This is a genomic window from Streptomyces sp. NPDC028910, assembly GCF_055564955.1.
Genome location: NZ_JBVHVF010000040.1, coordinates 33,558 through 45,209, shown reverse-complemented (window position 1 = coordinate 45,209; position 11,652 = coordinate 33,558). Strand labels below are relative to the sequence as shown.

At 64.8% G+C, this 11,652-nt stretch carries 3 protein-coding genes and 2 pseudogenes; 2 read left to right on the top strand and 3 right to left on the bottom strand.

Annotation, left to right across the window (positions count from 1 at the left end; genetic code table 11):
• Positions 1-1,301: 1,301 nt before the first annotated feature.
• Positions 1,302-1,854: pseudogene (locus ACZ4TV_RS32055) on the top strand (site-specific integrase); the annotation flags it as partial.
• A 150-nt stretch (positions 1,855-2,004) separates the two neighbouring features.
• On the opposite strand, the gene ACZ4TV_RS32050 reads toward ACZ4TV_RS32055, so the two are convergent.
• Positions 2,005-2,445 carry an SUKH-3 domain-containing protein gene (locus ACZ4TV_RS32050; protein ID WP_468138715.1) on the bottom strand — a complete coding sequence of 147 codons (441 nt, stop codon included), beginning with the start codon at positions 2,443-2,445 and terminating at the stop codon, positions 2,005-2,007.
• Between the two features lie 571 nt (positions 2,446-3,016).
• Between ACZ4TV_RS32050 and ACZ4TV_RS32045 the strand changes: the two are divergent.
• Positions 3,017-3,310, top strand: a pseudogene (locus ACZ4TV_RS32045) (tyrosine-type recombinase/integrase); the annotation flags it as partial.
• A 90-nt stretch (positions 3,311-3,400) separates the two neighbouring features.
• Here the strand turns inward: ACZ4TV_RS32045 and ACZ4TV_RS32040 are convergent.
• A complete protein-coding gene (locus ACZ4TV_RS32040; protein ID WP_468138714.1) occupies positions 3,401-3,742 on the bottom strand; it encodes a hypothetical protein in 342 nt (113 codons plus the stop codon).
• Positions 3,739-10,383 (bottom strand): polymorphic toxin-type HINT domain-containing protein, encoded by a 6,645-nt coding sequence (locus tag ACZ4TV_RS32035; protein WP_468138713.1) that lies wholly within the window; start codon positions 10,381-10,383, stop codon positions 3,739-3,741. The genes ACZ4TV_RS32040 and ACZ4TV_RS32035 overlap by 4 nt, the downstream gene beginning before the upstream one ends.
• Positions 10,384-11,652: the final 1,269 nt, after the last annotated feature.

Genomic DNA, 11,652 nt, shown 5'->3' with positions numbered 1-11,652 from the left:
CCGCGGTCACCTCATAGACGGATGCCTCGCCGAGACCGGCCTGACCATCAGACCCACCTGAGCAACCATGCGACATCACGAGTTCAATCTCAGTAAGTGACCCGGATTCGTACGCCAAAGTCCCTGAATGCCAGCGACGCAATGCTCATCCACTTCCACGCCCTGATCGCGCTCGGGCACCAACGGCGGCGGCCGTGCCGCGCGCGACCCGCGCCAGCGGGCCGCCTTGAAGCCGTACAGAAAGATTGGACCACACGGCCCTGGCGATAGGCCAGGGCTGCCGGATGTGCTAGTGGATGCGGTTGCTCTCCTGGATCAGCCCGCCTGGGTGAGGTCCACGTCCCGTCACCCAGGGGACTGCAGCATCCATCGGTGTTCCGTCAGTACTGCCGTCAAACCATCAAACGGCGGTCCCTCACGGCGTCTCCATGGTGTTTGCCGAAATCAAGAGGTAACACCGCGCATAGCTCTTAGTGCACTAACAGATTGCCGAAATGCGGCCACCAACCTAGCAGCCTGCTGCTGGACCTCGTCACGACCTCCAGGGCGCGCACCACGCGAAGACAGCATCGCTTCGAGTGGCTTCCACGCCTCGAAGACGAGACGTGTCTGTTCAAGAGCTGCCCCTGAAAGACGCATAGCCTTCTCCGCATCGCTCTGCTTGACCTCGTGGAGCCACGCCGAAAGGAGTGACTGCTCCACGACGAAGCGGCCTGTCCATTGTGAAATCTTAGCTCCGACAAGTTCGGGCGAAAGGATCTTGATAGCCAAGTTGTTCTCGACGGAGTTGGATGGGGTCTGTAGTTCCCCAGGAGGGTCCCATTCGTCTGGAACCCCATCCAGCCATCCCCAGCTCTGCGGTAGTGACACTCCGCTCCTTTCATCATCCGTGATGTTCGCGGAGCCAGTCTGTCGCGCGCTTCGCGGTCTTTTTGAAGCCCTTCAATTCCGCCAGCCTCGACTACGTTCGTGCAGTAAGTCACACAACTCTGCCTACCGAGGCTGTAAGGCGGGTACGTCCCTTCGGTCGACCGGCTGATCTGCCTGTCGATGTAGGCCAAGGCCCCTTGAACTCGCGGCAGCTCGACTCGCACGTTAATAGTGAAGGGAGAAAGGGTCGCGGGATCAAATTCCCTAACTCCGTTGGTAGCCAGGTCAACCCCACCCCACTGCTCAGTGTGCAGGACTTCACCGTCATGGGACTGCACGGCGATCAAGGCCTACTCGGCGCCGGGTGGGGCGCAGTGGCGGGCGGCGTGCTCCAGGTCAGTTCCTCGTTGGCGCCCGCGAGGACCGCCCGTTCGCTGTACGAACTCGCCCTCCGCACCGGACTCCGCAAGGGCGAACTCCTCGGCCTCCAGTGGGAGGACCTCGACCTCCACAACGGCACTGTCGGCATCCGCCGCACCCTCCAGCACACCCAGACCGGCGGGCTGACCGCCCTGCCCACCAAGACCCGCGCATCCGAACGCCGCATAGCGCTCCCCAGCGAGTGCATCCACTCACTCAAGGAACACCGCGAGGTGCAGGAATGAGAACGAGAGGCGGCAGCGGGAAACTGGAGGGACAACAGCCTCGTCTTCAGCACGCCGGCAGGAGGGCCGATCGATCCAGCGAACCTCAATCGCAGCTTCCGCGCCCTCCTAGGGCAGGGCTCCGCCGCATCCGCTTCCACGACCTACGGCACTCCACCGCCACCCTCCTCCTGGAGCAAGGCCGTCTACCCACGTCCGACTCCGCCTCCAGCGCAACGCCATCGACCTCCTCGGTCGCACGCTCCACAGCCCCACCGAGACCTCCACCGGTACAAACGTCGGCACCGGCCTACCGCCTTGCGCTCCGGCCGTCCGCTGACGTTGCCGTCAACTACTGCCGTCAGACACCCCAGCGGCCCCGCCGGAAACAGATCCGGAGGGGCCGCTGCGGAATTCCCAAGCGTCAAATTGTACGGAACTTCGCCAGTGGCCTCTATACCGTACTGATGCGACCTGGTTACGAAATATTTCAGGCGAGCGGACTAAGCCTTTCCGGCGCAACTCCCGTAATGAGATGCTCCAAGGCTGCATCCCCCACGCCGTGCCTTAGCGCCCAAGCACCCAGGAGGTAGATGGCACCCTCTTCATCGATCGCCAGGAAGAATTCCCCCAGACCCACTTCTCCCAAGGGGAAGAATTTGCGACCGAACAATTCAGAAAGCTCTGCAAACTTTCCCCCCTCTCCGATGGCGAGCTCCGGATCGAACTCGAACGGCTCCCTCGCGCATGTGATTCCAGGGCCGCTGATGTCTACTCGGATTCCGCCAAACTCTTGAAGGAACTCCTCCGCTGCGGCATGCCAGATGAACTCTGACAGTGACGCCTTCCATTGATCGAGGTCAACCCTGCGATCCGGTACCCAGCCGGCACGCCGAAGGGCACCCTCTACTTCTCGCGAGAATCGAGGCATCTACGGCGCCACCCTGAAATCGATATTGAAGTGCTCGACTAGAACCTTGCAGCTGTCGCACGGCCCAATGAGCTTTTTGAAGTTCTTGTTCGTTCTGGTGCGTCCCAGGGTGGCCGCGGCGGTGGCTCCAGTCGGATCGAGTCCAGCGTCCAAGGCTTCCGTCAGACACTGAACCAAACCACAGCCTCCATGATTATTACCGCGCGCAGCGGTCGGGATGGAATCGAGGACTCCCTGGATGGCCGGATGGCCTCGTCGGATACCTGCCCCTACGTCGCTATGGGCCACGATGGGGGCATGTCCGGGAACCTGCAAAGCTTCCATCACTTGCGGACGCTGAGAGCCTCCAAGGTCCGCGACCGCCTCTGCTTCCGCATGGACTGCGTCAACAACACCACAATTGTGAACGAGCACAGGAGTGGCGCCAGCCAGCACATAGTACGTGTGCTGGCCGAGGTGCCGTCATCTGCGTTTTCGCAGGTCAGTGGAATTCGGCCAGTCCGTGGGTATGCGTGAAGTGCCGCTTTGTGTGCCCCTGTTGCCGTCGGCGTTGCCGTCAGACGGCTACGCGCGTGGCTTCCGTGCCCTCCTCGATCGGATCGGGCTCCGCCACATCCGATTCCACGATCTACGGCACTCCAGCGCCACCCTGCTCCTGGAGCAAGGCGTGGAACTCCTCGTGATCAAAGAACTCCTCGGCCACGCCCACATTGGCGTCACTGCCACCGTCTACGCCCACGTCCGGCTCCGCCTCCAGCGTGATGCCATCAACCTTCTGAGCCGTACTCTCCTGTGCTCCGACGAGAGCACCAGCCGGCCCGATGACCGCGGCGAACCCCCGCCCTGCGCGGCCCCCATCCGCTGACGTTGCCGTCAACTACTGCCGTCAAACAGCTCAGAGGCCCCGCTGGAAGAAATCCCGGCGAGGCCTCTCATTTTCTGCTGCCGTTCAGGATCAGGTAACGGATGCAACCGTCCGGTAATATTCGGCAGCTTGCTTCAGGGCGAGGGCCAATGCCGGCAAGCCGTCAGAGTGACGCCATTCCCGAGTTCCCTCCTCGCAGGCTCGCCACAATCGGACATATTCATCATCAAGCTCCGACGACTTGATCACGATGTCATCAAACTCGGAGTCCGAGTATTTACGCCTACTGGGATCAAGGAACCGCTCATTCAGCTCTTCTCGCGCAACGAGAAGTTCACCCACTCGGCGAAGGTGCAATCCACCAACTCTCGGGCTGGCGATAATCTCCGCCAAGACCTTGATGTACTCCGACGGGCCACCCACCTGACTCACCCTCTGTTCATCCTTCCTCGCAGCACGGCCATTCCGCGACGCCCTTCAGGCAGGTTGACGCCGCCAGCCCGCAGGATGTCAACACAATAGGTCACACAACTGTTGTCCATTCCGTCATACGCCCCGAGGTCCGCATCAATAGTCCTCCCCTGAGTCGCGTAGGCACCTTCTGCATTCGGCAGGTCGAAGGTGAGCGACCGGGTGTTAGGACCGAGATCCTCGGCATACGCGTGCGCACCTGTGGTCGGAAGACCGTTGAACTGCCCCGGCCTAGGGGGAATTCCGTTGATTATCTGCCCGGTAATCCGCGACCGACCGTCAGCCATGTCAATTTGAATTATAGCGTGTCCCGTAGGCCCCATATCGGGGTCATACGAAACGGTAGCGGTGCCACCACAATTGTGAACGAGGACCGGGGCGGCACCCGCCAGCACATAGTACGTGTGGAAGTCGTCGACGGTCAGGTTGTGGGTGGTGACGGCGTACGGGTAGTTGCGGTTGGCCTGGACCGTGAGGGTGGTGCCGTTGGGCTGGCGGAGCTGTTCGCCGGGGGTGAGGTCGCCGGCGTCGGTCCACTGGCGGCGGGTTTCGCTCCAGTAGGGGTGGTGGAATGTGGAGGTGATGGTGGTCGGCGGGCCGCGGGGGTTCGCGTCGTCGGTGAGGGTGAGGTCGGTGAAGTCCTTGTCGTCCGGGGTGGTGATGGTGGCGGTGACCTTCTTCGGGCGGGTTTCACCGGTCTGGGGGTCAGTTGCCATCACGGTGTCGCCGACACGAACGTCTTCGATGGCTTTGGTGGTGCCATCTGCCATCTGGACCTTGGTACCTCCGGGGAAGCTATTCGTCTTGACTTCGCAGGAGTCTGACTTCGTCCTGGCGTCGGAGCCGCCGCCTTGAGATTCGGCATCGGCTTCCCCCTTGCCGGCTTTAGACTCCGTGCCGGCGCTGTCGCTGGCCGAATCCTTTGAGGCTTTCGCGTCGCCTGACTTGGCTGCCTTGGCTGCTGCTGCGGCTGCTTCGTCCTCGGCCGTTTTTGCCTTGGTGAACGCCTCCCTGGCCTTGCCGGCTCTGCGCTCGGCGGCGTTGATGGCATCGTAGGCTTTGTTGAGTTCCTTGTAGATCCCCAAGGCCTTGATGCCGATCTTGACAGCCTTGAGGACCTTGCCCCAGGGGACGGCATTGAGTGCTGTGTTGATGCACGCCATGACGTCGCCCTTGGTGAAACAGTCACGGGCGTCGTTGTAGCCGATCAGGTCCATGACCAGGTCGACGACGGCGTGCTTCAGCGCGTCGCGCCGCTTCTTTGCCTTGCTGACTTCGCCGTTTGCCGCATTCAGCTCTTTTTCCTCAGGGCTCTCATCACGGATGGCGCGAGGCGTCTCGCCCTCCTGAGTCGTATTCCTTGTGTAGTAGTTGACGTCTTCCTGGTTGTCGTCTACATAACGGAGGCCACTGGGGTCTGAGTTGTTGATGGGATCATTGTTGGAGTAGGCGTACGCGTTCCATTGCTGTGGGTCGCCAGCGTCGATGATCGGATCGGGACTGATGAAGCGGCCCGTAGTGGGGTCGTATTCGCGGGCGCCCAGCAGCGTAAAGCCGGTCGCCTTCTCCTTCGTGCCGCCGACGAAGCCCTTGTCGCCGGCCCAGGTGCCGGGCGCCGGCTGGGTGCCGCGTTCGTTGCCGAAGGGGTCGGCGGGGCGGCGGACCTGAGCGAGGTCGGTGGCGTTGAACTGGACACCGTTGGTGCCGTGGTGGTCCGAAGCCTGGTAGCTGAGCGTGGATACGCCGGCGGTGGTGGTGCGGGTGATGGAAAGGCCGCCAGGGGCGCCGTAGGTACGGACGTTGGAGACCTTGCCGGTGGCGGTGTCCAGGGTGATCTGGTCGGTGCCGAGGTTGAGGGTGGTCTTGCCAGGGTCGCGGCGGATGAGCTGGTTGCCGCCGGTGCCGTACAGGTAGCTCGTACCGGCGCTCTCGCCGGTCCCGGTGATCTTGTCGAGCTTGCCCTGGTCGTTCCAGGTCAGGGTCTTGGTGCCCGGGGTGCTGGTGATGGAGGCGGTATTGCCGGTGGCGTCGTAGGTGTACGAGGTCACCTTGGTGCCGGCGGCACTGGTCTCGGTGGAGGCCATCAGGGCGTGCGGGCCGCCCGTGCCGCCACCGGTCTTCGGGTCGGTGGACGGGGTGTTCGGGCCGGAGCCGAAGGTCTGGGTGACCGTCGTGTCCTTGGCCGCGTTGCCGGTGACGTCCTTCTTCACCAGCTTGGTGCGGTTGCCGATCTTGTCGTACTCGTACTGCTGCCAGTACGGAGCCGGTCCGCCCACGCTGGGCTTGCCAGTGGCGTCGACCTTGGGACCGGTGCTGTTGGCGCAGCCGCCGATGCCGCGGACGCTGGGCTGGGGTGCCGTCGTGGTGGCGCCGGTGTCGGTCCAGGCCTGGGTGAGTCGGCCGAGGTAGTCGGTGGTGAAGCACTGCAGGTCGCGGGCGGCGCCGTCCTGCGTGTTGCTGATCGAGGTCAGCTGGCCGACCCGGTTGTAGGTGTAGTCGATGACGTCGACACTCGCGGTGGTCGAGGTCTGCTTGTCGAGGGTGGTCCTTACAGGCCGGCCGGTTGCCTGGTCATAGTCGACGGTGGAGACGATCTGGCGGCCATTGACGCCGACCGTGGTTCGAAGGGCGCGACCGTAAGGGTCGTAGCGCATGTCCACGACGTAGGGGGTGTACGTCTCAAGCGGTCCCATGGTGCTGTCGAACCCAGTGAAGTTGCCAGCGACGTCCCTGCCGTAGTGCAGGGTTTCTACGTCGAGTCCGGCCCCGGCGATGGCGGGCAGGGCGGTGGCCTTGAGCTGGCCGTACTTGTCGTAGGTGTTCTTGGTCTCATAGATGCCCGCGAGCTGGTTCTCGGCTGCGGGAATGGTGACCTTGGTGCCGAGGGGCCGATAGCCGCTGTCGTAGCCGGTGACCTCTGTGGTGTAGGCGCTGCCGGAGGCACCGCCTACGTAGCGGGTGCTGGTGGCCGGCTTGCCGAGGCCCTTGGTGTCGTAGGTGAACGCTCCGACCTGCTTGGCCGGATCGACGGTCGTGCCCTGATAGGTGGCGACGGTGCGGCCGAGGATGTCGCTGACTGTCGTGGCGCTCTTGCCGCGGGCGTCGGTGGCGGTGACGAGGTTCTTGCTGTCGTCGTAGACCGTGGTGGCCGTGCCCGAGTCAGGGTCGGTGGTCTTCACCGTGCGGCCGAGGAGGTCGTAGGCGAAGGTCCACTCGTTACCCGCGGAGTCTTTGCGCCGGAGCTCCTGGCCCTGTGTGTTCGTCTCGTACGTGGTCTCGTCGTAGGCGCCAGTGGGGGTGTTGCTCTTGTACTGGCGCAGCAGTGAGGTCGTGCCATTGGTGATACTGGCGGTGGCGTAGCCCCCGCTCGGCGGAATGGTGCGAATCTCGTCGGCGCCCGGGTATTCGGTCTTCGAGCGCCACTGTTCGATGCCGTAGGACTGGAAGACGGAGGCGGTGGAGCGGCCGAGGCCGTCGAAGACCGAGACGGTCTGGGCGGGGATCTGGCTGTCCGGGTTGACACCTCCGTTGGGGAGGAACAGCGCCCCGCCGGGTGCGGCCTGGTTGTTGTAGTAGGGGGCGCTGGTCTTGACCTGCCAGCCGTGCGAGTCGAAGAGCGCGTCGGTGACCATGCGGCCGTAGACCCCGGAAGGGGTGTGTGCCTGGGTCTGCCGGATGCGGCCGAGGCCGTCATAGATGGTGTAGCTGGAGATGTACGAGTTGTCGTTCATGAGCGTCTGGCTCAGAACGGTGGTGGGCGCGTTGGTGCCGTTCATCGCGTAAGAGAACTTGCGGACGGGCGGGTCGATCGTCTTGTCCTGCCCCGGCTGCCAGATGGACACGACCCGGCCCAAGGAGTCGTAACTACGTGAGGCACTATGCCCGTTCTCGTCCCTCGTCGTCAGCGGCAACCCGCGGCCGTGGTCAAGGCTGGTGTACGTCTTCCAGCCGAGCGGGTTGGTGTGGGTGACTTGGAGGGGCAAGGAGCCCGTGGCCGGCGTGTACTCGGTCTTGGTTACGGCACCGTCGGGGTGGGCGGCGTCCTTGCGGACTTTGTTGGTCGTGCTCGTGATGCGGCCGTAGGCGTCGTAGGCGGAGGTGATGTTGAGGCGGTAGACGGGCTTGCCCGTGGCGTCGTACTTCTCCAGGACCTCGGTGCCGGTCTGGTCGGCGGTCACCGCGGCCTGGCCGAGAGGCAGGCTATCGAAGTAGGCACGGGTGTCGCCGACCGTGTTGGCAGCGGTAGCGGTCTGGCCACAGGCGCCGGAGAGGACCAGGGTGCGGGAGGCGAGCTGGGTGAGCGCACCGCCCGGGCCGGTGGCGTACTCGAAGGAGGTGCACAGGCGTTGGTCGGGGCGGGACAGGTCGCTCTTGTCGTCGACCTGGAGCGGGCGGGAGAAGAGGGTGTCGTCGTAGGTGGAGGTGCGCTCGCTGGTGCGCCAGGTGCCGTTCGCGAGTTTGGCGCGGCTGGTGACCTTGCCGGTGTTCATCACGCGGGCGGTGATGGGCGGCATGCCGCCGGACTGGGCGCGGGTGGCGGTGGGCTGCAAGCGGAGCCAGGGGGTGGAGACCTCGTCGGCGACGACGGTGCCGCCATCGCGGTCGTAGGTCTCGGTCTGGCGGACGAAGCCGGAGAGGACTTCCTCGTCCTTGATGGTGCCGCCGTGGGCGTCCGCGACCGTCACGCTGCGCTTACTGCCGTTGGCGAGGACGTCGCCGTCCATGCCGCGCAGGAAGGTGGCGACGGACTTGGTGCGCGGGGCCTCGGCGCTGTTGCCGCTGCCCGTACGGGTGGTGACGGTGGCGTAGCCGCGGAACTGGTCCCACGTGCGGGTCTTGGGGTCGGTGAACTCGGAGTCGTCGCGGTGCCAGGCGATGCCGCCGCCGTACTCGTAGTCGGTGACGGTGGTGACCTGGCCGGCCACCTTGTCCTGCTGGGTGACGGACTGGACGACGACCTTGTGGAACCAGTCGTTGACCGGATCGGGGAATGACTGGCCGGGGAGGTACCACTTGACCGGCATGCAGGCCATGGTGTTGCTGTCCTCGGAGGACGGCATGGTGCCCTGGACGCGCGAGCACTCGGGCGCCTTGTAGACCACGTTGATCTGGCCACCGGTCTCGGTAGTGATCGTCTGGATGCGCGGCCGGTAGAAGCGCGAGGCGCCGGCGTCAGTGCCGTTGGGGCGCTTGACGACGCCGTCGACGCGGTTCGGGATCTGCAGCGGCGCGAAGGATACCGGGGGCACGACTTTGGCCGCCCGGGCATTCGTACCGGTTCGCTGGACGGAATCGAGCCACAGGGTCGGCGCGGTGCCGTCGACTGAGGGCTCGAAGTGCTGCTTGAGCGCGTAGGAGTCGACCGTGCGGTAGACAGTACCGTCGAGGACCTCGGTGTCGATCTTCGTCAGACGCTTGGTGGAGAAGAAGGTCGGTGAGAGGTTCAGACACTGACCTGTGGCGGCGCACTCCTGGTCGACCGGGGTGTCACCCCAGGCCGTGGCGTTGGACTTGCGCTGGGCCGGGTCGCATGCTGTGCCCGTCTCGAAGCAGCGGTCGGCGGTGCGCAGCCACACCTGCGCGGCGGGGTTCGCCGTGCCCTTGGCTGTGATCTGGTCGGGCAGGCGCTGGCCGTAGCCGATCCAGGTCGGGTAGGAGGCACGCTGGTAGAGGGTGGAGGTACCGGTGCCGTTGTTCTGGCCGCCGCCACGCCCGTAGTAGTTGTTCTCCTGCTCGTAGCGGTACGAGATCAGGTTCTGGTGGGGGTCCACGACGTAGTCGAGGTTCCACTGCCAGCCGAGCTGCTGCCAGGTGCCGTTGGCGGGCGTCTGGGCGCCGAGGCACTTGTCCTGGCCACTGTTGAAGTAGACCGGAACAGTGGAGACGGACTTGGCCTCGGGGTCGGTGCCGTCACCCCCGGGCAGACGATTGGAACCGAAGTAGTACTGGGTGCCGTCCGTCGTGGTGACCTTGAAGCCCTCGCCCTTCCATGCCGCGTTGCGCTGGCCGGTGAGGCGTTCGATCTTGGTGCCGTCGTCACCCTGGAGGCGGTACACGCATGTGGTGTCGTCGCGGACGATCTGGCCCGCATGGCCCGCCATGGACAGGGAGAGGATGTCGCCGGCCCAACACTGGTCGCCCGAGTCCGTTATGCCCGCGTCCTTGCAGGCCTTGTAGGAACGGGAGATGGAGCCGGGGCTCCAGTCCCAGCCTTCACCGATCAGGCCGGACTGAGCGTTCGTCGAAGCGGTGCGGCCGTCGATCGAGGAGGAGTCGTAGCCGAGTACGACACTGGGCGCCGCGCCGGCGATCGCCGAGGGAACCTCGGCCGTGTAGCCGTAGGTGAAGTTCGCCGCGTTGGCACCGGCTTGCCAGGAGGCGGAGGGCAGCAGCGGGGTCGCGGAGTAGTCACCGAGATTGCCGGAAGGGCCCGGCTCCACGGCCAGAGCGACGCCCTGCACGGCGAGTACTTGCGGGACGGAGTCCTGGGACGACTGCGACGCCTCGGGCTGGGCCTTCAGCAGCGAGGAGAATCCTGCGGCGGACTTCCGTACGTCGACCTCCACCACCAGCCGCCCTGAGGCGTCCGTGTGCGAGACCACCGGCGTACGGGTCGTACAGCCCGCAGCTCCCGGCGTGATCAGCGCACACGTGGGCAGTTGTACCAGTCGAGCACGGCTCCCCCAGTTCGCGCCGGCGTTCTTCGCCCATGCTGAGACATCAAGCCCGACCTCGACCTTGCCCGTCGCTGCAACCCCGGCAGGGTCGGTGAGAGCGATCAGCGCGCCGTTCACCCCGGCTGCGCGGGTCTTCGCCGCATCCTTTACCTCGACCTTGAGGCTGCCGACCCCAGTGGCCGAGGGCGAGGTGGCCAATTTGGACAGGGGAGCCGACGACTTTGCGCCATTCCCGGGCGCGACCCATACGGGAAGATCGCCCGCCTGAACGGACTCCGATCCCGCGACGGGCTGCGGAGCAGGGCGAGGCCCGACCGCAACCGTCGTGACACCGGCGGGAGTTCTCGATTTCGGCGCGGGCTTCCACACCTTGCCGGCGGGTGCCCCCTTTGCCGCGGGCTTAGCATCGGCGCCCTTGACCGCCTTCGCGTTCGGCAGTGCGGTCTTCGGTGGCACCCACACCTTTGGCGGCTTGTCAGCGGCCTGGACCACGGGAAGACCCAGGCCAGAGACGAGAACCGCGAGCGCGGCAACCACCGCGACCCGTGCTCTACCGCGCTTAGAGCGCACGGCGAACCCACCCCTACGAGACAACAGGATCCCCCCACAGGAAACCGAAACATGAAAATGACCGAGCAGCCAGGTCCGGATCTGGCGCACTCTATGGAGCGAATGTTCGACACGTAAGAGAGTTTTTAGAATTCGCTTACGTGGCTAATGTCACGCCCTGGACAAGCTGGCATTTCATGCCATGTAGCGGACATCAAGACCTGACGATCTGTTGACAAATTTGCGGACAGGAAGGAAGCCTGCGCCTGACTTCTGCTCATCTACCGCTCACAGCGAGGACCTCCGCCATGAGGCCAGCCATCCGTTCACGCCTTTCCAGCCCGGGGATCCTCCGCAGACGGTGGACCCCCCACGCGATCGCTCTTCCCGTTGCCGGAGCCGCCGTACTCGCCCTCGGTGCGGGTCTGCTCGTAGGCCCTCCGGCGTTCGCCGACGACGCACGCAACCACGGCCCGGCCGAGAGCGCATGGCCCGCGCCCACGCCCCGCGCTCCCTCAGCGGAGTCCGAAGCGGTCAATGCCGCGAGGGCTCAGGCCAAGGTCAGTGGCAAGCCGGTCGTCATCGAGCCTTTGACGACAGCGAGTTCTCAGACTTTCGCCACGCCGAGTGGCACCCTCACAACAG

Coding starts and splice junctions, on each gene's coding strand:
- ACZ4TV_RS32050 (WP_468138715.1), bottom strand. CDS start 2,445: ATGCCTCGATTCTCGCGAGAAGTAGAGGGTGCCCTTCGGCGTGCCGGC.